Source organism: Nakamurella leprariae, assembly GCF_016918035.1.
Lineage (GTDB): Bacteria > Actinomycetota > Actinomycetes > Mycobacteriales > Nakamurellaceae > Nakamurella > Nakamurella leprariae.
In genome coordinates, this window is record NZ_JAERWK010000015.1 from 184,702 (window position 1) to 207,424 (window position 22,723).

The window sequence follows — 22,723 nt, forward strand, 5'->3', positions numbered from 1 at the left end:
GGGATCGGCGGCGCGGATGTGGGTCAGCGGCGCGGATGAGCCGCGGCTGCGTGATCAGGGCGCAGATCACCCGGATCCGGCATCCCGCCGCCCGGGTTCAGTCGGCCACGGCCGTCCGGCGAGTGCTGGACCAGCCCGGGGTACCGCCGGACGGCCGGGCACATCGAAGCCGAGCACGACGGGCTGGACGCCGGCCGGCTCGGCGCCGATCTGCTCGAGCGGCTGGCCGCCACCGGCGGTCCGGTGCGGCGCGCGGACGTCATGCCTGTCGGGGGTCGCTCGTAGCCTGCGTCCCATGGATGCCACCACCGTGCCCGTCGACGCCGGCCTGGAACAGCGGGCCACCGAACGGCTGCGCGCCCTGGTCGGCTCGCCGACGGCGGAGCTGCGGGCCGATCAGCTCACCGCGGTGCGGGCGCTGGTGGAGGACCGCCGCCGGGCCCTGGTCGTGCAGCGCACGGGGTGGGGCAAGTCGGCGGTGTACTTCGTGGCCACCGCGCTGCTGCGTGAGCAGGGGGCCGGCCCGACGGTCATCATCTCGCCGCTGCTGGCGTTGATGCGCAACCAGATCGCCGCGGCGCAGCGAGCCGGGATCCGCGCGGTGACGATCAACTCGGCCAACGCGCACGAGTGGGAGCAGGTCCACCGGGACATCCACGACGGCGCGGTGGACGTGCTGCTGGTCTCGCCGGAGCGGCTCAACCATCCCGGGTTCCGGGACGAGGTGCTCGGCCGGCTGGCCGCCAGCGCCGGACTGGTCGTCATCGACGAGGCGCACTGCATCTCCGACTGGGGTCACGACTTCCGGCCCGACTACCGGCGGATCCGCACGCTGCTCGGTGAGCTGCCCGCCGGCATCCCGGTGCTGGCCACCACGGCCACCGCCAACGCGCGGGTGGTGCGCGACGTGGCCGAGCAGCTGCACGGCGACCGGGTCGGCACGGCCGATCTCGCACTGGGTCTGGACGACGAGGTGGTGGTGCTGCGTGGTTCGCTCGACCGCGGGTCGCTGCACCTGGGGGTGGTGTCGCTGCCGGACCACGCCAGCCGGCTGGGCTGGCTGACCGAGCGGCTGCGGCAGCTGGACGGCTCCGGGATCATCTACTGTCTGACCATCGCCGTGGCCGAGCAGGTGGCCGATCACCTGCGTCGCCAGGGTCTGGCCGTGGCGGCGTACTCCGGCCGGACCGATCCGACCGAGCGGGCCACCATCGAGGACGACCTGCTGGCCGACCGGCTGCGCGCGGTGGTGGCCACGTCCGCGTTGGGCATGGGGTTCGACAAACCGAACCTGCGGTTCGTGTACCACCTGGGCGCGCCGGCGTCCCCGATCAGCTATTACCAGCAGGTCGGCCGAGCCGGGCGTGGGGTGGCCGAGGCCGAGGCGGTGCTGCTGCCCGGGACCGAGGACCAGGACATCTGGCGCTACTTCGGGTCGCTGGCCTTCCCGGAGCAGAGCCGGGTGCGCCGCACCCTGCAGGCGCTGGACGAGGCGGAGCGGCCGCTGTCGGTGCCGGCGCTGGAACCGCTGGTCGACCTGCGCCGGTCCCGGCTGGAGATGATGCTCAAGGTGCTGGACGTGGACGGCGCCGTCCGCCGGGTCACCGGGGGCTGGACCGCCACCGGGCAGCCGTGGGAGTACGACGCCGACCGCTACGCCCGGGTCGCCGCGACCCGTGACGCCGAGCAGCAGGCCATGCTCGACTACCAGCGCACCGACGAGTGCCGGATGGCGTTCCTGCGCCGGCAGCTCGACGACGTGGACCTGCCGGACGGTGGCGGGGGAGATGGCTGGCGGTGCGGCCGCTGCGACACCTGCGGTGGTCTGACCCTGGCCACGACGGTGTCGGACGAGCTCATCGGCCGGGCCCGGACCGGGCTGGCCGTGCCCGGCGTGCCGATCGCCGCGCGGGGGCAGTGGCCGTCCGGGATGGCCGCGCTCGGTCTGCCCTGGTCCGGTCGACTGCCGGCGGGGGAGAAGGCGGCCGCCGGGCGCGCCGTCGGTCGGCTGGACGGTCTGGGCTGGGGGCAGGCGTTGCGCGAGGCGTTCGCGCCGGAGGCCCCGGACGGCCCGGTGGCGGTGCCGCTCCGGCACGCCGCCGTGCAGGTGCTGGACGCGTGGGCTGCGCTCGACACCGACGACCCGGGACATCTGCCCCGGCTGGACGGCGTGGCGATCATCTCGTCGCTCCGCCGGCCACAGCTCATCGAGCACCTGGGCACCGGCCTGGCCAAGGTGCTGGGGGTGCCGGTGCTGGCCCGGCTGGTGCCCGATCCGGACGTGCCCCCGGCCGACCCGGACCGGGGCACCAACTCGGCCCAGCGGCTGCGCCAGGTCGCCGACCGGTTCCGGCTCGAGACTCCCGAAGGAGCAGCGGCACTCGCCGAGCAGCGACTGCTGCTGGTCGACGACTGGACGGACACCGGCTGGACCCTCACCGTCGCGGCCCGGGTGCTGCGCCGGGCCGGCGCGGCCGCCGTGCACCCGTTCACACTGGCCGTCCGCTGACCGTGCGCTGACGCTGATCGGCACACGACTCGGGGCGCCCACCGTGATGGTGGGCGCCCCGAGTACGGATCGCGACCGACGCGCGGCGCGGGAGGTCGGTCAGGACCGCTGCTGCTGGGCAGCGTCCTTCGTCGTCCCCGCCGCGTCCTGGGCGTCCTGCTTGACGTCCTGGGCGGCGTGCTGGGCATCGTCCTTGACGCTCTGCGCCTGCGCGGCGCCCTCCTCCTTGACGGTCTGCGCCGCCTCGGTGGCCGTCGACTTCACCGACTCCACCGCCTGCTGCGCAGGCTCCTTGAGGTGCTCGGCGACCTCCTTGGCCTGATCACCCAACTGCGAGACCAGCGGCTGCGCCTGTTCCTTCACCGCCTGCACGGCCTGGCGCTCCCGCTGGCTGGCCGGCAGCAGCGAGGCCAGCAGCGCGCCCGCGCCGAACGCGATGAGCCCGGCGGCCAGCGGGTTGCCCCGGGTCTGCCGGCGCACCGCCGACTGGGTCCCGGAGGCGGTGTCGCTGATCGAGTCGCTCACCGAGGACGCCGTCGACCGACTGGAGTCGGCCAGATCGGCGGCCTGGCCCATCACCTTGTCCTTGACGCCCACCACGGTGCTCACCACCCTGTTCTTCTGCCGCTGGGCGATGCTGGCCGGATTGACCCGGTCGGACAGGGCGTTCACGTTGTGGCTGAGATCGCCTCGGGTGCGCTCGATCTCGCGACGGATCTGGTCGGGGTCGTCGGCCATCAGGCTTCGTCTCCTTTGAGGGCGTCGGGAATGCGCTTCACGGTGGCCGCCGTCCGGGGCAACCCGCGGACCTGTTTGAGCTCCTTGCGGCCGACCGAGTACAGGACCGCGCCGATGACGGCCCAGATCACGGCGACGATGAGGGCCGACCAGCCCAGGCCGGTGGCCCCGCCGATGAGCCACCACAGCGCGATGGTCAGGAACAGCAGCACCATGTAGCCGGCGAACGCAGCGCCGCCGAACATCCCCACGCCCTTGCCGGCCCGGGCCGCGGACTGCTGGACCTCGGCCTTGGCCAGCGCCACCTCCTGCCGCATGAGGGTGGAGATGTCGGTGGTGATCTCGGACAGCAGTTCGCCGAGGGACGGCTCACGGCCGGTCGGCGGCAGCCCGTGCTGCTCGACGGGACTGCTCATCGGGTGCCCGTCCCCGGCTCCCGGGGCGGCCGTGGGCCGGTGGGCAGGCCGACCGCGGACTCCGGCACCGGCGGGATGTCCTGCGCCTCGGCGGCCAGCGGGCCGGGCTGCGGCGCCAGCGGCGGGGGCTCGCTGGGCGAGACGGTGGGCAGCGCTCCGGTCCGGGCCACGTTGAGTCCGGCGATCCCGTGGGCGTTCGCGGCGGGTGTCTGGGCGCGATCCGACTGCGCGACGGGTGCACCGTCGGACCGATCGGACGAGTCGGCGGAGTCATCCGAGGCGGTCGCTCCGCGCAGGAACCGGCCGGCGAGCAGGCCGGCGCCGGCGGCGATGGCCAGGAAGGCGCCGGGTCGCTGCCGGGCGAAGGACCTGACCTCCTCGAGCAATCCACCCGGATCCCGGCTCTCCAGGAAGCCGGCCACCGCACGGACCCGGTCGGCCGCCTGGTGCGCGAGGTCGGTGGCCACTCCTGCCTCGTCGGACTTCTCGGCCATCGACGACAGCTGCCCGGCCAGGGAGTGCAGCCCCGAGGCGACGCGCTGCTGCTGGGCTCCGGCCTGGTCGGTCAGTTCGGCGCGGGACTGCGACCACAGCTGCTGGAGCTGCTGACCGGCCTCGGCGGTCACCGCGGAGACCTGCTCCTTGGCGACGGCCGCCACCTGCTGGCCGGACTCCTTGGCCGAGGCCGCGACCTGCTGGCCGGACTCCTTGGCCGAGCCGGCGACCTGCTTGGCCTGGTCGGCGGCGACGTCCTTGGTGGATCCCGCCGTGCTCCCGGCGCCGCTCGGCCCGCCGGAGCGGGACCGCGCGGCGACGGGACCGCCGGCCGGCGGTGGCTCGACCGGATCCAGCAGCGGATCGGGAACGGGGTTGCTTCGTGGGTCTGTCACAGTGACCTCTGCTCTCCCGACGGCTGTCGTCGGACGATCGAGTGGGTGGGCAGGTCCGGGGATCCGGCAGCGGAGCTGGTGGCCGCGTCCGCGAGGCCGGCAGGCCGGTCGGGACCGGCGGTCAGAGCAGCTTGCCGAGGCCGCCGGGCAGCTTGTCGGCGATGCCACCCAGCTTGTCGCCCAGTCCGAACTTCGCCAGCAGCGCCGGGATGTCGATGCCGAACTTGCTGAGCAGCCCGGCGTCCCGGTCGGTGTCGACCTGGTCGGGCAGTTCCTGCGCGGCCTGGTCGGCCTCCCGCTGCTTGTCCTGCCCGCGCAGGAACTCCAGGATCTGGTTCTTGTCGATGTTCACGGTTGCCTCCTGCACGTCGAGCACGGTGCCGGTCGGCGGCACCGGAGCGGTCGGGGAGATCGGTCTCCGAGGAGCGCGACACCTTGCCGCCGGGGTCGCCCGGCGGCAAGGTGACGCGGGCCGCCCACTCCCGGATCGGTGCGGCGATCGACCCGGGAACGGTTCAGCGGCCGGTGATGTCGTGCGCTGCGTCCTTGAGCTTGTCGCCGGTCTGCTTGACGTCCGCCGAGGCCTGGTCGCCTCGGCCCTCCGCCTGCAGCTCCGGGTCGTCGGTCGCCCGGCCGGCGGCCTCCTTGGCCTTGCCGACGGCTTCCTCACCGGCGTGCTTGATCGTGTCGCCCATCGTCATCGCGCATCTCCTCGCTGTTCGTGGGGGCGGACTCCTGGTGTGACCAGGTCAGGGGCTCGACCCTCAGCGGGCAGTCCGGTCCGTCGTGGGATCGGTGTCGACCTCGATCTCCTCCTTGCGGACGGCCTCGGTCACCTGCTGCTGTTCGGTGACGGTGTCGGTGGTCAGCCGGACCTGCTCGACCGGGACGGTCTCCTTGTGGACCACCACGCGCTCCTCGGAGAGCGTGACTTCCGCAGTGGCCTCACCGATCTCGGCCCCACCGGTGGCGGCCTCCGGCCCGATCGGCTCGCGTTCGACCCGGACCTCCTCGCGCTGCACCGGCACCGTCACGGTCTGGTTCTCGGTCACCACGTACTTGCGCAGCCGCGCCCGCCCGGTCTCGACCCGCTGGGTCCCGACGTTCAGGTGTTCCTCGGACCGGGTGAGCACGTCGTCGCCTCCGGTCCGGTCAGCCGTGCCGGCGACCGCGAGATCACGGTCGGCGTCGGCGGTCCGGGTGGTGGTGCCGGGCGCCTCGACGGAGGTGTCGGTGGTGGTCCCGGCGGTGCCCAGGCCGTAGTACGAGTACAGCTGCTCCTCGTTGTCCGGCGACAGCGGTTCGCCCGCTTCGAAGTGCGGAGCCGAGCGGACGGTCTCCTTGTCGTACGGCACCCGGATGTCGTCGCCGTCGACCTGGGCACGGTCCAGGGGCACGAACGACTCCTTCGCGCCGAACCAACCGGTCTTGACGGTCACCCAGCTGGGGACGCCGGTCTGGTCGTCGAGGTAGACCTCGCTGACCTTGCCGAGGCGCTCACCGTCCTGGCCGACGACCACGCCGTTGTCGAGCAGGTGGGCGGTCTGGTCAACGTTCACCATGGATGATCTCCTTCGTGTGTCGGTGCCGGCGGTGTCCGAGGGGAGCCGCGGCGGGTCACGGTGGTGCTCCGAGGTGACGACTGCGGTCCGACCGCAGTATTCGTGTCCTGCCGGTTTCCGGTCCGGCGGGAAGCCAAACCTGTTCAGCAGGGCCAGGTGTGGCCGGGCGAGTCCACCCGGCGCAGCGCGCGGTGCCGCCAGCGAGGCGTACGGCGGGCGTCGTCGGACGGCCGCCGTCGGCTTCGTGGTGGCGGTGTTCGGCCGGTGATGTCCGGAACGGTCGGTCGCCGCGGACCCAGCCGGCCTTACGTCGTAAACCTTACGAGCAGGTCTGCGACCGCGCCACCCGTTCGACGCGGCTGCCCACCAAGATTCCTGTCAAACAGCCAGGAGCGCGAGGATCCTGGCGGACCGGCCAGTGGCTCGCGCCCGCGCCGCGCGGTCCGTTCACCGGTGCGGCGGGTGGTCGAGCAGCCGTTCCAACCGGTCGAGCAGCACCTCGAGCGCCTCCTCGAACTCCTCGGCCGACCGGTCCTGGGACAGCTCCGCCTGCAAGGCGGACAGCCGCGGATACTCGGCAAGGTCGGTGGGGTCCGGACGGCCCGGATCCTCCTGTTCGATGGGCCCGATGTCGGCGCCGTGGGTGGACACCTCCAGCAGCAGATGGCCGAGCAGGAAGCTGGAGAACGCCCGGTACGCGGCGACTGCGTGGGCGTCGCTGAACCCGCAGCGCTGCAGCTCGGTGAGGAACGACTCCATCCAGCGCAGGCTGCGCAGCGGCGGGTGCACCCACGGCGCGGCGGGTGGCCGGGTGGCGATCAGCGGGAACACCTTGGGGTGGGCCAGCGCGATCCGCCGCACCCCGTGGCCCAGTCGTTGCAGGTACTCCTGCCAGTCCGGCGAGCTGAGGTGGACGTCGGGATCGCCGTAGAGCTCGTCGACGACGGTCTCCACCACCCCGTCCAACAGGCTCTCGCGCCCCGGCACCCAGTGGTAGAGCGCCATCGCCTCGACACCCAGGTGAGCCCCGAGCCGCCGCATGGTCAGCTGCCGCAGTCCGTCCTGATCGATGAGTTCGACCGCGGCGCCCAGGATGCGCCGCCGGTCCAGGGCGTTGCGGGCCGTACCGGGAGCGGCTGCGGGCAGCACGGCCGCGCGGGATCCGCGGGTTTCCGGGGTGTCGGGATCGACGGGCGCGTCAGCGCCGCCCACGGCAGGTTCCGCAGCGGCCGGGTCACGCGTCGACTCGTCGGCCGAACTGCGACGCATCGCGCGCCTCCTCGCCTCCGGGCCCCCCCGGACGGGTCGGCCACCTCGGGCGACCGTACGCCGTGACCGCCGGACGTGGCGGTTCCGCGGTCAGGCCGGGACGTGCGCGGCCGGCGGCGCCGGCGGGCGCACCGGGAGCAGCGCCAGCAGCCCGGCCAGCAGCACCAGGATGATGCCGACGATACCCAGCCGGTCGCCGCCGATCAGGCTGAACAACCCGAACAGGGCGGGGGCCAGGAAGGACACCGCCCGCCCGGTGGTGGCGTAGAGGCCGAACAACTGGCCCTCGTGTCCGGCTGGCGCGAGCCGGGCCAGGAAGGTCCGGGACGCCGACTGGGCCGGCCCGACGAACAGGCACAGGATGAGCCCGAAGATCCAGAACATGCCGGGTCCGGAGACGAACAGCAGCACGACGGCGGTAGCGATCATGCCGGTCAGCGAGGCGACGATGACCCGCTTCGGACCCAGCCGGTCGTCGAAGACGCCGGCGACCAGGGCGCCGATCGCCGAGACGACGTTGGCCGCGATGCCGAACAGGATGACGTCGTCACTGCTGATCCCGTAGACGGTGACGGCCAGCACGGCGCCGAAGGTGAACACCGCGGCCAGCCCGTCCCGGAACAGTGCACTGGCGCCCAGGAAGAACACCGTGTGCCGGTCCCGCCGGTACAACGCGCCCAGGTCCCGGAACAGCACTCGGTAGGACGCGAAGAAGCCGACGCGGTCGGCCTTGGGACCGGGCGGGATCTCCGGGACGGTGAGCAGCACCGGGATGGCGAAGAGCGCGAACCAGGCCGCGGCGACCAGCGCCACGACGCGGATGCTGAGGCCGGCGTCCTCGAAGGTCACCCCGAACAGCCCGACGTCCGGCGAGATGAAGCCGAAGTAGCAGATGAGCAGCAGCACGATGCCGCCGACGTAGCCCATGGCCCAGCCGAACGCGGAGACCCGGCCGATGGTCGGCGGCGTCGAGATCTGCCGCAGCATCGCGTTGTAGGAGACCTCGGCGAACTCGAAGAAGATCGAGCCCAGGCCCATCAGCAGCAGACCGAGCCACAGGAAGTGGTAGTCGTTCTCGACGAAGAAGAGGCCGACCATGGCGGCGACGGTGAGCGACGTCCACACGCCCAGCGACGCCCGGCGCCGTCCGCCCGCGTCGGCCCGTTGCCCGGTCACCGGAGCCAGCACCGCGATGACGAAGCCGGCCAGGCCGAGGGCCCAGCCCAGCCAGGTGTTCGCGCTGATCGACCCGGGCAGCTCCGCGCCGACCTCGTCGGTGAGGTACACGGAGAAGACGAAGGTGACGATGACCGCGTTGAACGCGGCCGACCCCCAGTCCCACAGCCCCCAGGACAGGATCTGGCGGATCGGGATCGACGTGCCGTCCGAGGCCGGCGGCGGGGGCAGGTCGGACCCGGAGGAGGACGGGCCGCCCGTCGATGCTGCGCTCATGGGGGCGCACCTTAGGGCGCGCAGGCGTCCATCCGGCCAACGGGCGGCGAAGGTCCGCTCCGGCGTGGCGGTCAGCGCCCGGGTCGATCGGGCGCGGTGCGGTCCGGAGTGGCGTGCTCGGAGACGGGGAGGTCGGAGACGGGGAGGTCGGAGGCGGGGTGGTCGGAGGCGGGGTGGTCGGCAGTGGCGTCGTCATCGGCCGCCGGCTCGTCGATCGGCGTCTGCGACCCGGGGACGCGACGGCGCATCCAGCCGAGCACCAGGTAGCCGATGGGGATGAGCAGCCAGGCCGACAGCAGCCGGTAGATGACCACGGCCGCCGCGGCGGGTCCCTGTGCGGCCCCGATGCTGATCAGCCCGGCCAGCAGGGCGGCCTCGACGACGCCGATGCCGCCCGGGGTGAGCGGGATCTGCCGCACCACCTGGACGCCGAGGTACAGCGCGGCCAACGCCGCCGGATGCACGTCGACGCCCACGGCCAGGGCGCTCAGGTACAGACAGGCCAGGTCGAGCGCCCAGTTGGCCAACGAGGTCTGCAGCACGATGTTCCAGTCCTGCAGTCGGACCACCCGGGCCTGGCGCAAAGTGTCCAGCGCGTGCCTGGCGCCGGCGCCGAGCTTGGCGTGCCGGTCCTGCCAGCGGTCCAGCCGGGGCGTGGCCCGGGTGGACGCCTCGTGCTGCGGTAGTCGCCGGGACACCCAGCGGATGCCGAGTTCGACCGCGGCGATGATGCCGACCGCCACCAGCAGGGCCACCACCGGGTGGTCCTCGCCGAACTCCCACAGCGGCCGGAACGCCGACACCCCGATCCCGGCCAGGTAGAGCAGCACCAGACCGATGGTCGACATGACGCCGGACAGCACCAGCACGCTGGCCGCGATCGGCGTGGACGCCCCGGTGCGGCGGAACTGCTGGAACGTGTAGCCCGCGCTGACCGCGCCGCCCGCCGGCAGACTCATCGACAGGGCGTTGCCCGACCAGGTGATCGCGTTGATCCGGCCGAAGGTGGCGGGCACCCCGAACGCCTGCAGCAGCCGGCGCTGCTGGAACGCCATCATGATCACCGAGCAGATCTGGGACAGTGCGGCCGCGGCGACCCACCACCAGTTGGCCCGGGTGACCGCCGACCACACCTCGGTGGGTGACGGCAGGCTGTCGTGCAGCACCAGCACCACCGCGACGGCCAGCACCACGGCGACCAGCAGCCGGGAGCGGAACAGCCAGCGGAACCGGTCGGCCACCTTCCTGACGCCGGCCGGGTGCTCGCTCCCCGGGTCGGGCCGGGCGTCGGGCTCCGGCTCGACGGGCGAGGCGGCGGCGGACGGCACGGTCAGGTCCGACATCGCGGCCGCACACCCCCTCCAGGCGGCGGCGCCCGCTGCCCGCACCTCCGCGGGTCGGTGGTCCGGCCCCGGACGCCGGCTCCAGGATCACACATCGAGGGCCGCCACCGGCAGCATCGGAGGAGATCGATGACCGATCGGGGGACGGGTCACGGCGCGGCCGCCCGTCCCGGGTCGCCCGCCGGTCGCCGGCTGTTCGCCCTGGTGCGGCTGTCCGGGCACCCGCGCTGGCTACCCTGCGGCCATGTCGCGCAGCGTCTACATCACGTCGTCCGAGGGCAGTGCCGGCAAGTCGATGGTGGCGTTGGGGCTGGTCGACCTGCTGTCCCGGCGGGTGGGACGGGTGGGGGTGTTCCGGCCGGTCAGCGCGGCCCCGGAGTCGGCCGACGCCGACTCGGCCCCGGACGCCCGGGACACCGTGCTGGAGATGCTGCTCGCGCACCCGGCCGTCGACCAGCCCTACGACGACGCCCTGGGCGTCACTTACCAGCAGTGGCACGCCGACGAGAGCGCCGCGCTGGCCGAGATCGTCGAGCGCTTCCACCGGGTCGCCGCCCGTTACGACTTCGTCGTCGTCCAGGGCAGCGACTGGACCGACATCGCCACCGGCAGTGAGCTGGCCGCGAACGCGCGGGTGGCGGTGAACCTGGGCGCGCCGGTGGTGCTGGTGGTGCCGGGCGTCGACCGGACGCCGCGGCAGACGAAGGTGGCCGTCGAGCTGGCCCAGCAGGAACTGGCGTCGGCCCAGGTGCACCCGACCGCGGTCATCGCCATGCGGGTCCGGCCGGAGGACTCCGAACCGGTCCGGCGGGTGCTCGCGGACGGTCCCGTGCCGCTGGCCGGGGTGGTCCCTGAGGTGCCGTTGCTGGTCGCGCCGACGGTGGAGCAGTTGCGGGAGGCCTGCGGCGGCACCCTGGTCCGCGGTGACGAGCAGGGACTGGAGCGGGAGTCGCTCGGCTTCGTGGTCGCGGCCATGAGCCTGCCCAACGTGCTGACCCGGCTGCACGACGACGTCACCGTCATCGCTCCCGGTGACCGCTCCGACCTGCTGCCCGGCCTGGTCATGGCCCACCAGTCGGGCACCTTCCCGCGGCTGTCCGCGGTGGTGCTCACGGGCGGCTACCGGCCGCCCGAGCCGGTGGCCCAGTTGCTCGACGGGGTGCCGGTCGACCTGCCGTTCATCGTCTCCGACCAGGGCACCTTCGAGACGGCGTCCGCACTGTCCGGGGTGCGCGGCCGGATGACCGCGACGTCCCGGGCCAAGATCGAGACCGCACTGCGGGTCTTCGCCGAGACGGTCGACGGCACCGGGCTGCTCGACGCACTGGACGTCGCCCAGCCGGAGATCACCACGCCGGTCATGTTCCAGCACCAGCTGCTGGAGCGGGCCCGCGGCGACCGTCGCCACGTGGTGCTGCCCGAGGGCGAGGACGAGCGGATCCTGCGGGCGGCGGCCACGCTGTCCCGGCTCGGCGTCGCCGACCTGACCCTGCTCGGGGACCCGGCGGCGGTGCTCGGCAGGGCCGCCGGACTGGGCCTGGACCTCGGCGGGGTCCGGATCCTGTCCCCGCACGACGAGGCGCTGGTCGACCGGTTCGCCGCCGAGTACGTCCGGCTGCGCGCCCACAAAGGCGTGACCCCGGGCCGGGCCCGCGACGTCGTCCAGGACGTCTCGTACTTCGGCACGATGATGGTGCACCTGGGGCTGGCCGACGCCATGGTCTCCGGCGCGGCGCACACCACCGCGCACACCATCCGCCCGGCGTTCGAGATCATCCGGACCACGCCGGGCACCACCATCGTCTCCAGCGTGTTCCTGATGTGCCTGGCCGACCGGGTACTCGCCTACGGCGACTGCGCGGTGAACCCCGACCCGGACGCCGGGCAGCTGGCCGAGATCGCCATCTCCTCGGCGGACACCGCGGCCCAGTTCGGCATCGACCCGCGGATCGCCATGCTGTCCTACTCGACCGGGACGTCCGGCGCGGGCGCGGATGTCGACAAGGTGCGGCAGGCGACCGAACTCGTCCGCGCCCGCCGGCCCGACCTGCTGGTGGAGGGGCCGATCCAGTACGACGCCGCCGTCGATCCGACCGTCGCGGCGGCCAAGCTGCCGGACTCGCCGGTGGCCGGACGCGCCACGGTGCTGATCTTCCCGGACCTCAACACCGGCAACAACACCTACAAGGCGGTGCAGCGCAGCGCCGGGGCGCTGGCCATCGGACCGGTGCTGCAAGGGCTGAACCGGCCGGTGAACGACCTGTCCCGCGGTGCCCTCGTCGCGGACATCGTGAACACCGTGGCCATCACCGCCGTCCAGGCCCAGGCCGGACCACGATCGACACCTGATGCGATGCAGGCGGTCCCGGCCGGGGCGGAGGACCGATGACGGACCGACCCGTGCTGGTCGTCAACTCCGGCTCGTCGTCGATGAAGTACCAGCTGGTCGATCCGGACGCCGGTGTGGCCGTCGCGTCCGGGGTGGTGGAACGCATCGGGGAGCCCGGCGCCGCCGGTCGCGCCCGACACTCGTTCGCCGGCAACGACACCACCTTCTCCGGGCCGATCCCGGACCACGCGGCCGCGCTCGAGGTGATGCGGCAGCTGTTCGTCGACTCCGGCCGGCCGCTGCGCGGTGAGCGGCTGGTCGGGATCGGGCACCGGGTGGTGCACGGCGGCGACGTGTTCGCCGACCCGGTGCTGATCGACGACGCCGTGCTGCGCCAGATCCGCGCGGTGTCCGGACTCGCGCCGCTGCACAACCCGGCCAACCTCACCGGCATCGAGCAGGCGGCCCGGGCGTTCCCCGGCATCCCGCAGGTCGCCGTGTTCGACACGGCCTTCTTCCGGACGCTGCCGGCCGCGGCCGCGACCTACGCGATCGACGCCGACCTGGCCGCCCGGCACGCCGTCCGCCGGTACGGCTTCCACGGCACGTCCCACCAGTACGTGAGTGGACAGGTGGCCACCGTGCTGGGCCGGCCGCTCGCGGACCTGGACCAGATCGTGCTGCACCTGGGCAACGGTGCCTCCGCCTCGGCCGTGCGCGGCGGGGTCGCGGTGGAGACGTCCATGGGGATGACGCCGCTCGAGGGCCTGGTGATGGGCACCCGCAGCGGCGACCTCGACCCGGGCGTGCTGCTGCACCTGGCCGGGCCGGGCGGTCTCGACCCGGCTGGGCTCGACACGCTGCTCAACCGCCGGTCCGGGCTGCTGGGTCTGGCCGGCACCAACGACTTCCGCGACCTGCAGGCGATGATGGACGGGCCGGATGCCGACCGGGCGGCCGCGGCCCGGCTGGCCTTCGACGTGTTCTGCCACCGGGTGCGCAAGTACATCGGGGCCTACCTGGCCGTGCTCGGGCGGGTCGACGTCATCACCTTCACCGCCGGGGTGGGGGAGAACGCCCCAGCGGTGCGGGCCCAGGTGCTGGCCGGTCTGGAGGGGCTCGGCATCGTGGTGGATGCGGACCGCAACGCCGTCCGCAGCCGCGACGCGCGGATCATCTCGCCGCCGGACACCCCGGTCACCGTCATGGTGGTGCCGACGAACGAGGAGCTGGCCATCGCCCGGGCCACCGTGACCGTGGTCGGCTGAGCGACCCGGCGGCCGGGTTGATGGTCGGAGCTCGCCGTCCGCTCGTGCCTCGCTCCGGCGACCCCTCCGGTCAGCCGTCGCCGTAGGCGTCGAGCCAGCGGTGCAGCTCGCCGTAGACGGCGGCGCGCACCGGCGGGCGGGACAGCACCAGGTCGTGCATGCCGTCGGCGATGCGCAGGCAGGTGACGCGCGGCCCGAGCGCGGTGGCCCGGCGGGCGATGGCCTCGGCGTTCAGCACGGCGTCCCCGGTGAACAGCTCCTGCCCCCGCACCTTGGGCACCACGGTGCGGCTGGAGCACATGACCAGGATCGGCACCGGCAGCTCGAGCCCGCGGTGAGCCTGCCGCAGCCCGGCCAGCACCGCGGCCAGCCAGCCGGCGCGGACGGGCAACCCGGCCAGCGTCTTCATGGTCAGGTCGTAGGTCCACTCGCCGTCGAACTGGGTGTGCAGGCTGCGGCCGTACAACTCCGACACCCCGACCGGCAGCACCGCCCGTGGCCGCACCCGGGCCAGCGCGGTGACCGACGGGGCGGCCCCGGCGCGCACCGCCCAGTGGGCGTTCAGCTCGAGCAGCGGGGAGTTGAGCACCAGCGAGGTCACCGGGGCCGCACCACGGCCGGTCCGCTCGGGTGCCGCATGGTCGGAGCCCGCGCTCGCTCGTTCCTCGCTCGCGCGACTCCTGCGTCCCGCCAGCCACAGCGCGCTCGACAGCGCCCCGGTGGAGTGCGCCAGCACGGTGACCCGGTCGTGGCCGTCGGCCTGGATCACCGCGAGCGCCGCGTCCAGGTCCTCGGCGTAGACGCCCAGATCCTCGGTCCAGTGCGGTGTCTGACCGGGGCGCCAGGACCGGCCGCACTTGCGCAGGTCGACGGCGTAGAAGTCGGTGGGTCGGTCGGTCCGGGCGGTGAGCTGCTCGGCCAGCTCGGTCTGGAAGAAGTAGTCGTTCAGCCCGTGCACGTACAGCACAGCCCGCCGGCCATCGCGATTCGGCGCGGCAGTCGGCCCAGCGGCCGACTCCCCGGTCGACCCGGCCCGGCGCCGCACCACGGTGACCACGACCGGTCCCTCGTCGTCCTCGCCGAGCGGCACGGTCAGCGACTCGTAGCCCTCGCCCAGGACGTCCGGCTGGAACCCGGCACCCGCGGGCGGGCCGGTGGGCAGATCGATGGGCGCGGCGCCCGCCGGCGCGGAGTCCGGAGCAAGGGCGGTGGGCGACTCCTGCGACACGGCGGTCAGCGTAACGGGATCAGGCCCGGGCGGGACGGTCCACCGCAGTCTCGGCGTCGGGATCGACCGGCTCCGGGAGCACGTCCTCCGTCGCCAGGTCCTCGGCCGGCAGCCACACGCTGAAGGTGGTGCCCTCGCCCGCGACGCTGGACACCTCGACGTCACCGCCGTGCGCGATGGCGATGGCCTTGGTGATGCTCAGCCCCAGACCGACCCCGGGGATGGCCTTGCGGGTCGCCGTCGAGGACCGGAAGAAGTGCGAGAACAGGTTGGGCAGCTCGTCGGCCGGGATGCCCACGCCGGCGTCGGTGATCGAGACGCGGACCCTCGGCAGTTCCCGCCGCGGCGTCTCGACGGTGACCCGGACCAGCACCTGTCCGCCGACCCGGCTGAACTTCACCGCGTTGGACAGCAGGTTGTCGACGGCCTGGCCGAGCCGCACCGGATCCGCGGTGAGCCGGATGACGCACGGATCGCACGAACTGGTCAGCTCGAGCGACTTGGCCGCCGCACCGGGCGCCGCGGTGTCCAGCGCGGCCCGCACCACGGCGCCGATCTCGACGGTCCGCCGGTCCAGGTGGAAGCGACCGGATTGCACCTGGGCGGCGAACAGCAGGTCACCCACCAGGCGCAGCAGCCGATCGGCGTTGCGTTCCACGGTGGCCAGGTGCCGTTGCTGGGTGGCCGACAGCGGCGCGTCCGGATCATCGCCGATCAGTTCGAGGTAGCCGACGATCGAGCTCAGCGGCGTGCGCAGTTCGTGCGAGATGAGGTTGACGAACTGGTCCTTGAGCGCGGCCTGTTCGTGCGCGTGGGTCATGTCGGTGGCCACGAACAGGAAGCCTTCGATCCGGTGCTCCGGTCCGTACCGTGGGGTCGCCGCGACCAACACAGGGACGGTGCTGCCGTCGGCGCGGATCTTGCGCCACTCCCGGACCAGCGCTTCACCGCGCCGGGCGTTGGCCACCAGTGTCTCGAGGTCGGCCGGGAGTCCGCGGTCCATGCGGGCGGATGCTTCCTCCGCAGGAGGCTTGGCCTGCTCGTCGATACGGGCCTGGCGCAGCTCCTCACGGATGTGCAGGTCGGTGATGTAGCCCCGGCCGAGCATCTCCGCGGCCGTGTAGCCGAGCAGCTTCTCGGCGCCGGCGTTGAACACGTCGATCCGGCCGGTCAGGTCGGTCCCGATGATCGACTGCTCGGTGACCGCATCGATGATGCTGCGCATCTGGTCGTCCGACTCGCGCAGCCGCTCCTGGGAGGTGCGCAGTCGCTCGGTGGCCTCCTGGGCGGCGGCCGACCGCTCCTGGGCCCGGGTGAGGAGCTCGGCCTGCCGTTGCTGCAGGTGCTCGACGATGCGCAGCCGGGCCCGCAACCGGCTGGTCCACTCGTTCACCAGCAGGATGGCCAGCCCGACGGCCAGTGGCGTGAAGATGACCCGGACCCATTGGCCGTTGGCCAGGGCGCCGGGATCCGATGCGGCGGGCAGCAAGTAGATGACGACCAGCAGCGGGACCCCGATGACCACCGGTGCCCGGCCCGGCTCCGCGCCGAGGGACACCGCGGCGAGCAGCAGCAGGATGGAGAACAACGAGGTGGCCCCGCCGGTGCCGGTGCGCAGCAGGCCGACCGCGACCATGCTGGCCACCGGGATGACGATGGCGGCCCGGGGCGACCTGGCCTCCCAGTCCACCAGCAGGGCGGCCGCCGTGGTCAGCACCATCAGCGCGCCGGCCACCAGGACGGTGATGAGGTCGTCGGCGGTCACCCCGGGGACCAGGAACATCAGCTGCGAGACCGCGTAGACCGCGAACAGCATGACCTGGCGGCCGGCCACCGAGGTCGGGTCCTGGGCCATCTGCCGGATCCAGTGGACGGGGTGGACGGTGCGGGTCCAGCGGGAGTCCGCGCCGGTCGGGGGAGCACCACCCAGGCCGGCCACCCGGCTGCTCACGACCGGCCGTCCCGACCGACCCGGGCCAGCATCCGGCGGATCTCGTCGGCCAGCGCGCGGGGGCTGAACGGCTTGGTGGCGTACTCGTCGGCGCCCACCGCCCGGCCGGCCTCGAGGGCTTCCGGGTGGGCGGCGGCGGTCAGCAGCATCACGGGCACCCCCGCAGTCTGCGGGTCGGCCCGCAGCGCCTGGCACACCTGCAGCCCGGTGAGTTTCGGCATGGTGACGTCGAGGATGGCCAGGGCCGGCGGGGCGGACCGGATCTCGTTCAGCGCCGCCTGACCGTCCTCGACCGCGGCGCTCACCGTGCCACCCGCGCGGCGCACGGCCATCACGACCAGGGCGCGGATGTCCGGGTCGTCGTCGGCCACCACGACCGTGCCGGACGGGTCCCCGGACGACGACGGCAGGGAGGTGCTCACGTCCAGCGGTGCTCCCTCCGTGCTCGTCGGGGCGCCGGGGCTGATGCCGGTGCCGGTGCCGGTCCCGGTGCCGATGTCGGTGTCGGTGCCGGTGTTGATCAGGGACTTCGGGGCGGGGAAGGAGATCACGCCACCCACTGCGGGTCGTGACGGTCCTCGGGGGTGAAGGTCTCGTGCACCGGTCCGGTGGTACCCAGCAGCCCCGTCTGGTCGCGCAGCACCTCGAGCGGCTCGCAGGTCCGGCCGTCGCCGAACCGGGCCCAGTACCGCGCCGTGGTCAGCACGTACTCGGGATCCAGGTACTCCGGCGGCGGCGGCACGATGCCGGTGCTCGCCCCGGCCGCCAGGCCCGGGCTGACCGGATCCGCGTAGCAGGCCAGCAGGGCCAGCTTCGTGTCGGTGAAGCCGTCCACCGAGATGAACCGGGTGGGCCGGAAGTCCACGGTGGCCGAGGGGCTCTGGTAGCAGGCGATGGTCCGGATGTCCGACGCCGCGTTCAGCGTGGCGTGGTGCACGGCGCGGTGGTCCTGGTGCCGGTCGTGCAGCGAGTGCGTGTAGACGATGGTGGGCGACACCTCCTCGACCACCTTGCCGATCACCGCCACGGTGGGGTCGGCGGGGCTGACCGCGGTGTCGGGCAGGTCGTTGAGGTACAGCCGGGCGCCGAGCAGTTCGGCCGAGGCCAGGGCGCGGCGGGTGGCCTCGTCGGCCCGGTCCCGCGGGCCGTGCGAGGCGGTGAGCAGCACCACCGCGTCGCCGGCCGCGCGGTGCGCGGCGAGCAGCCCGCCGATACCGATCTCGATGTCGTCGGGGTGTGCGCCGATGGCCAGCACGACCTGCCCGCTGGTGGTGGCCCGCCGCCGTCGGCCGTTCATGGCCGCCTCGGTGACGGACGCGATGAGCTGGGCGGGGCGGATCGGCTTGAACAGGAACTCGTCCACCTGGTGCCGCATCGCGGTCATCGCGTAGTCCACGGACGCGTGGGCGGTCATGACCAGGACGGGCTGGCGCGGGATGTGCTCGCGGATGATGGCGGCCAGTTCCAGGCCGTTCATGTCCGGCAGTTCGATGTCGGCCAGGACGACGTCGAACTCCTGCCGGCGGAAGTGCTCCAGAGCGGTGCGCGCGTCCATCGCGGTGGTGACGCGCATCGATCCGCGCTGGTTCAGCACGACGCCCAGGTAGTCCAGGACGTCCGGATCGTCGTCCACGACCAAGGCCCGGATCTGCGTGGTCATGTGCGACCCCTTCCCCCGTGGGGCGAGTCCCCCTGCTCCGACGTCCTGCGACGGATCCCCCGCACCGGTGGTGACGGGGCGCCGCTCCGTGCCCGGTGCACTCGGTTCGGACGGCCGAGCACGGTCCTGCTGACTCTGGCACACGGCGCCTGCGGGCGCGTCCCCCGAAGGGTCACGCTTCGTCAGACCCCGGTCACCCGATGTAGTTGAATGCTCTCGTTCCACCCTCGGTCCTCCGATTGCCGCCCCCGGAGGTGCTTGACCACCGCCGGAGCGGGAACCCCCGATCGGCCAGATGATCAGATCGTCGGGTCGACGCCAACCGCCGATCGGGTCCCCGGCGCACGCCCGCCGGCGGCCGGGACCCCGCAGGAGGGGACGACACCGTGGACGCAGCACCGCTCCCGGCCGGCGGCCGGCTGCGCGCGCTCGACCTGGACCAGCGGCCCGGACCGTCCCGGGCGCGGGTGCCCGAGCTGATCGCCCGCGTCCACACGGACCTCGACGCGGGCACGGGCCGGGTGCCACTCGGGCTGGAGCTGGCCGTCGAACTGGGACCGACCCTGCCGGCTCCCGGGACCGGCGCCACCGGCCTGCGCTGGTCGGTGCTGGCGGCGCTGGCGGCGGCCGACCTGACCGTGGCCCGGGTGGTCGAGGCGCACCTGGACGCACTGGCCATCCTGGCCGAGTCCGAGTCCGAGTCCGAGTCCGAGTCCGAGTCCGGGTCCGGGTCCGGGTCCGGGTCCGGGTCCGGGTCCGGGTCCGGGTCCGGGTCCGGGCCGGTCGGTGGCGGGATGCCGCTACCCGAGCCCAGCGACGCCACCTGGGGGGTGTTCGCCGCCGAGGGCGCCGGGGTCCGGCTGACCGCGAGTCCGGCCGACGACGGGCGGTGGCGACTGGACGGGGTGAAACCGTGGTGCTCGCTGGGCGACCGGGTCGACGCGGCGCTGGTCACCGCGCACACCCCGGCCGGCCGGCGGCTGTTCGCGGTGTCGCTGACGAACGGTCGGTCGTCCGGCACGGTCGAGGTGCTGCCCCAGGGCTGGGTCTCCCGCGGGCTCGCCGAGGTGCCGTCCGGGCCGTTGGAGTTCACCGGCGCCGCGGCGATGCCGATCGGACCCGCCGGCTGGTACCTGCGGCGACCGGGCTTCGCCTGGGGCGGCATCGGGGTGGCGGCCTGCTGGTACGGCGGGGCGGTCGGCCTGGCTGGGGCGCTCACCGACCGTCGTCGGCTCGCCGGCGGTCGCTCCCTCGACCAGGTGGCCCGCATGCACCTCGGTGGAGTGGACGCGGGGCTGCACGCGGCCCGGGCGGTGCTGTCCGACGCGGCCGCCACGGTCGACGCGGGCGGCGCCGCCGGGGATGCCGGCGCCGCGCTCGCCCTGCGGGTGCGAGCCGTGGTCGCGGCCGTCGTCGAGGACGTGGTCCGGCGGTGTGGCCACGATCTCGGCCCGCGACCACTGACCCAGGACGAGCACTACTCGCGACGGGTCGCCGATCTCGGCGTCTACGTCCGGCAGCAGCACGCCGAGCGGGACCTGGCCGCGCTCGGCGACGCGGTGCTGCGGGAGGCCGGACCCGACGGCGAGCCGGGTGGAACGGAGGAGCGCGCGTGACGGTGCGACAGGACGACGGCCCGGCGACCGGGGCGACCACCGGGCCGCCGGTCGGGGCCGCAGCACCGTCGTTCTCCCACCTGGACCCGGGCACCGCCCCGGCCGCGTGGTCGTCCTGGCTGGGCAGCGGGGTGGACGCCGCCGCGGCCGCCGGCCGGCGGTGGCCCGCGGTGCCGGACGACACCGACCTCGAGCGCCTGGTCGTGGTGGCCGCGCACCCCGACGACGAGACCCTCGGCGCCGGTGGACTGATCGCCGCGGCCGCGGCCCGCGGGGTCGAGGTCACCGTGCTCATCGCCACCGCCGGGGAGGGCTCCCATCCCGGTTCGCCGACGCTCACCCCGGACCGGTTGGCCGCGCTGCGGGTGGCCGAGGCACGCGCCGCGGTGGGCGAGCTCGCGCCGACCGCCGCCCTGGCCGTGCTGCACCTGCCCGACGGGGGACTGGCCGACCTGGTCGCGGTGATCACCGGGGCCGTCGAGCGCCGGGTCGGCCCACGGGGCGGCGGCGTCTGGTTGGTGGCGCCGTGGCGGGAGGACGGACACCCGGATCACCGGGCCGTCGGCCTGGCCGCCGCCGAGGTCGCCCACCGGACCGGGTGCCGCCTGCTCGAGTATCCGATCTGGGCCTGGCACTGGGGCGACCCGGCGGCCGCGCCGTTCCCCGAGACGCAGCTCGTCGCCGTGCCGCTGCCGGAGGCGGCCCGGGCGGCGAAGCGCCGCGCCCTGGACGAGTACCGCAGTCAGGTGCTGCCCCTGTCACCCGCTCCCGGCGACGAGCCCGTCGTCCCACCCGGGTTCCGCGAGCACTTCACCGGGGACCGGGAGCTGTTCATCGTCGACGCTGCCGACCCCGGTGACGGCGCTGGTACCCAGCCGGCGTCGGGTGCCGGTGACCGCGTCCCGGCCGACCCGGTCGGCGGTACCGGCCTCGGTGCCGACTACTTCGATGCGATGTACGCCGCCGACGCGGACCCGTGGGGCTTCACCGAGCGATGGTACGAGCAGCGCAAGCGGGCGGTGTTGCTCGCCGCGCTGCCCCGCCCCCGGTTCCGGGCCGCGTTCGAGCCGGGCTGCTCGATCGGGGTGCTGACCCGGGAGCTGGGCCTGCGGTGCGACACGGTGCTGGCCGCGGACATCTCCGAGACGCCGCTGGCCGCCGCGCGGACCCGGACCGCCGACCTGCCCGGTGTGCGGATCGAACGCCGCCGGCTGCCGCACGACTGGCCGTACGGGCGGTTCGACCTGATCGTGCTGTCGGAGATCGGCTACTACTGCACCGAGGCGCAGCTCACCGAGTTGGCCGGCCGGGCCGCCGGCGCGCTCGACCCGGACGGCGTGCTCGTCGCCTGCCACTGGCGGCACCCGGTGGCCGACTACCCGCTCGACGGTGACCGGGTCCACGAGATCCTGCGTGCCACCAGCGGTCTGCAGCCGCTGGTGCGGCACCTCGAGGCCGACTTCCGGCTCGAGGTCTTCGTGCGGCCGGCGGCGGCCGGCGGCACCGTCGGCCCGGAACTCGACCGGTGACGACCGTCGGGCCACCGCGCGACCCGCGCCCGGGCGGCCGCGCCGAACCTCCGGTCGCGGCCACGATCGCGATCCCGATCGGGATGGTGGCGGTGGTCATCCCGGCGCGGGACGAAGAGGTCGCGCTGCCCGGATGCCTGGCCGCAGTCGACCGGGCCCGGCGGGCGGTGGCGGCCACCCGTCCGGGCCTGGCCGTCCGGATCGTGGTGGTGGCCGACCGGTGCTCCGACGGCACCGACCAGGTGGCGCTGGCCCGGCCGCACGTCGAGTTGGTGCGCACCGAGGTCGGCCGGGTCGGTGCGGCCCGCGCGGCCGGGGCGGCGCACGTGCTGACCACCGCGGCGGCGACCGGTGTCCCGCCCGAGCGGGTGTGGCTGATCAGCACGGACGCCGATTCCTGGGTGCCGGCCGACTGGTTGGAGGTGCACCTGCAGCAGGCCGAGACGGGTGCCGAGCTGGTGCTCGGTGCGGTGACGCTGGGCGGACCGAGCCGGCCGGACCCCGGCGGCCCGCCCGGCTCGACCGGGGTGCTGTCCCGGCGGGCCCACCAGCTGTGGCAGCAGCGGCACCGACTGGTCGACGGCCACGAGCACGTGTTCGGCGCCAACCTGGGCATCCGGGGTGACACCTACCTGGAAGCGGGCGGTTTCGCCGACGTGGCCGTGCACGAGGACGTGCTGCTGGCCCGGGCGGTGGCTGCGACGGGCGCTCGGGTGGCCGCCGTCGCGGCCGCGCCGGTGCACACCAGCACCCGCCTGGACGGGCGGACCGACGGCGGGATGGCCGCATACCTGCGCGGGCTGGCCGGCCGGGACGGGACCCCGCGGCCGGCCGACGACCGGGGGAACGCCGCCGCGGCCACCGGTGGTGCGGTCGCCGCCGACGCACGGCCCGACGGGGTCGGGGAGCCGGTCGCCGACGGGCGCACGCAGGACCGGGAACCGGCCTGATCGCCGCGCACTC

At 74.0% G+C, this 22,723-nt stretch carries 19 protein-coding genes; 6 read left to right on the forward strand and 13 right to left on the reverse strand.

Going from position 1 to position 22,723, the window contains the following annotated elements; translation table 11 throughout:
- Positions 1-295: 295 nt before the first annotated feature.
- Entirely contained in the window at positions 296-2,509 is a 2,214-nt protein-coding gene (locus tag JL106_RS12140; RefSeq protein ID WP_205260979.1) for a RecQ family ATP-dependent DNA helicase, read from the forward strand.
- A 99-nt stretch (positions 2,510-2,608) separates the two neighbouring features.
- Here the strand turns inward: JL106_RS12140 and JL106_RS12145 are convergent, their stop codons facing one another.
- The 9 genes from JL106_RS12145 to JL106_RS12185 all read right to left on the reverse strand — a co-directional run bounded on the left by JL106_RS12145 (position 2,609) and on the right by JL106_RS12185 (position 10,179).
- Entirely contained in the window at positions 2,609-3,247 is a 639-nt protein-coding gene (locus JL106_RS12145) for a DUF3618 domain-containing protein (RefSeq protein ID WP_205260980.1), read from the reverse strand.
- Positions 3,247-3,663 carry a phage holin family protein gene (locus tag JL106_RS12150; RefSeq protein WP_205260981.1) on the reverse strand — a complete coding sequence of 139 codons (417 nt, stop codon included), beginning with the start codon at positions 3,661-3,663 and terminating at the stop codon, positions 3,247-3,249. The genes JL106_RS12145 and JL106_RS12150 overlap by 1 nt, the downstream gene beginning before the upstream one ends.
- A complete protein-coding gene (locus tag JL106_RS12155; RefSeq protein ID WP_205260982.1) occupies positions 3,660-4,553 on the reverse strand; it encodes a hypothetical protein in 894 nt (297 codons plus the stop codon). Before JL106_RS12155 ends, JL106_RS12150 begins: the two co-directional genes overlap by 4 nt.
- 121 nt (positions 4,554-4,674) lie before the next feature.
- Entirely contained in the window at positions 4,675-4,920 is a 246-nt protein-coding gene (locus JL106_RS12160; protein WP_205260983.1) for a hypothetical protein, read from the reverse strand.
- A gap of 148 nt (positions 4,921-5,068) precedes the next feature.
- The gene (locus JL106_RS12165; protein ID WP_205260984.1) at positions 5,069-5,254 is read right to left on the reverse strand and encodes a CsbD family protein; all 186 of its coding nucleotides are present in this window, start codon (positions 5,252-5,254) and stop codon (positions 5,069-5,071) included.
- Positions 5,255-5,317: 63 nt separating this feature from the next.
- Positions 5,318-6,115 (reverse strand): DUF2382 domain-containing protein, encoded by a 798-nt coding sequence (locus JL106_RS12170; protein ID WP_205260985.1) that lies wholly within the window; start codon positions 6,113-6,115, stop codon positions 5,318-5,320.
- Between the two features lie 447 nt (positions 6,116-6,562).
- Entirely contained in the window at positions 6,563-7,384 is an 822-nt protein-coding gene (locus tag JL106_RS12175) for a TetR/AcrR family transcriptional regulator (RefSeq protein ID WP_205260986.1), read from the reverse strand.
- Between the two features lie 90 nt (positions 7,385-7,474).
- Positions 7,475-8,836 (reverse strand): MFS transporter, encoded by a 1,362-nt coding sequence (locus JL106_RS12180; RefSeq protein WP_205260987.1) that lies wholly within the window; start codon positions 8,834-8,836, stop codon positions 7,475-7,477.
- A gap of 71 nt (positions 8,837-8,907) precedes the next feature.
- Positions 8,908-10,179 carry a lysylphosphatidylglycerol synthase transmembrane domain-containing protein gene (locus tag JL106_RS12185; RefSeq protein WP_205260988.1) on the reverse strand — a complete coding sequence of 424 codons (1,272 nt, stop codon included), beginning with the start codon at positions 10,177-10,179 and terminating at the stop codon, positions 8,908-8,910.
- A gap of 244 nt (positions 10,180-10,423) precedes the next feature.
- On the opposite strand from JL106_RS12185, the gene pta reads away from it, so the two are divergent.
- Together pta and JL106_RS12195 are read left to right on the forward strand one after the other, a co-directional pair.
- Positions 10,424-12,568, forward strand: coding sequence for a phosphate acetyltransferase (gene pta / locus JL106_RS12190; protein WP_205260989.1), 2,145 nt, complete (start codon positions 10,424-10,426; stop codon positions 12,566-12,568).
- A complete protein-coding gene (locus JL106_RS12195; RefSeq protein ID WP_205260990.1) occupies positions 12,565-13,776 on the forward strand; it encodes an acetate kinase in 1,212 nt (403 codons plus the stop codon). Before pta ends, JL106_RS12195 begins: the two co-directional genes overlap by 4 nt.
- 70 nt (positions 13,777-13,846) lie before the next feature.
- On the opposite strand, the gene JL106_RS12200 is transcribed toward JL106_RS12195, so the two are convergent.
- From JL106_RS12200 to JL106_RS12215, 4 genes are read right to left on the reverse strand one after another with little or no spacing between them, the layout of a single operon-like run.
- Positions 13,847-15,004 carry an alpha/beta hydrolase gene (locus JL106_RS12200; RefSeq protein ID WP_205260991.1) on the reverse strand — a complete coding sequence of 386 codons (1,158 nt, stop codon included), beginning with the start codon at positions 15,002-15,004 and terminating at the stop codon, positions 13,847-13,849.
- 19 nt (positions 15,005-15,023) lie between these two features.
- A complete protein-coding gene (locus JL106_RS21005; protein ID WP_205260992.1) occupies positions 15,024-16,955 on the reverse strand; it encodes a sensor histidine kinase in 1,932 nt (643 codons plus the stop codon).
- Positions 16,952-17,506 carry a response regulator transcription factor gene (locus tag JL106_RS21010; RefSeq protein WP_205260993.1) on the reverse strand — a complete coding sequence of 185 codons (555 nt, stop codon included), beginning with the start codon at positions 17,504-17,506 and terminating at the stop codon, positions 16,952-16,954. The genes JL106_RS21005 and JL106_RS21010 overlap by 4 nt, the downstream gene beginning before the upstream one ends.
- On the reverse strand, positions 17,503-18,615 hold the full coding sequence (locus tag JL106_RS12215; RefSeq protein ID WP_205260994.1) for a response regulator: 1,113 nt from the start codon (positions 18,613-18,615) through the stop codon (positions 17,503-17,505). The genes JL106_RS21010 and JL106_RS12215 overlap by 4 nt, the downstream gene beginning before the upstream one ends.
- Positions 18,616-19,001: 386 nt before the next feature.
- Here JL106_RS12215 and JL106_RS22060 point away from each other — a divergent pair, with 386 nt between their 5' ends.
- From JL106_RS22060 to JL106_RS12230, 3 genes are read left to right on the forward strand one after another with little or no spacing between them, the layout of a single operon-like run.
- The gene (locus JL106_RS22060) at positions 19,002-20,231 is read left to right on the forward strand and encodes an acyl-CoA dehydrogenase family protein (protein ID WP_205260995.1); all 1,230 of its coding nucleotides are present in this window, start codon (positions 19,002-19,004) and stop codon (positions 20,229-20,231) included.
- Complete coding sequence (locus tag JL106_RS22065) at positions 20,228-21,760, forward strand: PIG-L family deacetylase (protein WP_205260996.1); 1,533 nt, start codon at positions 20,228-20,230, stop codon at positions 21,758-21,760. The genes JL106_RS22060 and JL106_RS22065 overlap by 4 nt, the downstream gene beginning before the upstream one ends.
- Complete coding sequence (locus JL106_RS12230; RefSeq protein ID WP_205260997.1) at positions 21,757-22,710, forward strand: glycosyltransferase; 954 nt, start codon at positions 21,757-21,759, stop codon at positions 22,708-22,710. Before JL106_RS22065 ends, JL106_RS12230 begins: the two co-directional genes overlap by 4 nt.
- Positions 22,711-22,723 lie beyond the last annotated feature (13 nt).

What these genes read in the sequence shown, in the direction of transcription:
- JL106_RS12140 (WP_205260979.1), top strand. Translation starts at nt 296, where the DNA reads ATGGATGCCACCACCGTGCCCGTCGACGCCGGCCTGGAACAGCGGGCC.
- JL106_RS12145 (WP_205260980.1), bottom strand. Translation starts at nt 3,247, where the DNA reads ATGGCCGACGACCCCGACCAGATCCGTCGCGAGATCGAGCGCACCCGA.
- JL106_RS12150 (WP_205260981.1), bottom strand. Translation starts at nt 3,663, where the DNA reads ATGAGCAGTCCCGTCGAGCAGCACGGGCTGCCGCCGACCGGCCGTGAG.
- JL106_RS12165 (WP_205260984.1), bottom strand. Translation starts at nt 5,254, where the DNA reads ATGACGATGGGCGACACGATCAAGCACGCCGGTGAGGAAGCCGTCGGC.
- JL106_RS12170 (WP_205260985.1), bottom strand. Translation starts at nt 6,115, where the DNA reads ATGGTGAACGTTGACCAGACCGCCCACCTGCTCGACAACGGCGTGGTC.
- JL106_RS12175 (WP_205260986.1), bottom strand. Translation starts at nt 7,384, where the DNA reads ATGCGTCGCAGTTCGGCCGACGAGTCGACGCGTGACCCGGCCGCTGCG.
- JL106_RS12180 (WP_205260987.1), bottom strand. Translation starts at nt 8,836, where the DNA reads ATGAGCGCAGCATCGACGGGCGGCCCGTCCTCCTCCGGGTCCGACCTG.
- JL106_RS12185 (WP_205260988.1), bottom strand. Translation starts at nt 10,179, where the DNA reads ATGTCGGACCTGACCGTGCCGTCCGCCGCCGCCTCGCCCGTCGAGCCG.
- pta (WP_205260989.1), top strand. Translation starts at nt 10,424, where the DNA reads ATGTCGCGCAGCGTCTACATCACGTCGTCCGAGGGCAGTGCCGGCAAG.
- JL106_RS12195 (WP_205260990.1), top strand. Translation starts at nt 12,565, where the DNA reads ATGACGGACCGACCCGTGCTGGTCGTCAACTCCGGCTCGTCGTCGATG.
- JL106_RS12215 (WP_205260994.1), bottom strand. Translation starts at nt 18,615, where the DNA reads ATGACCACGCAGATCCGGGCCTTGGTCGTGGACGACGATCCGGACGTC.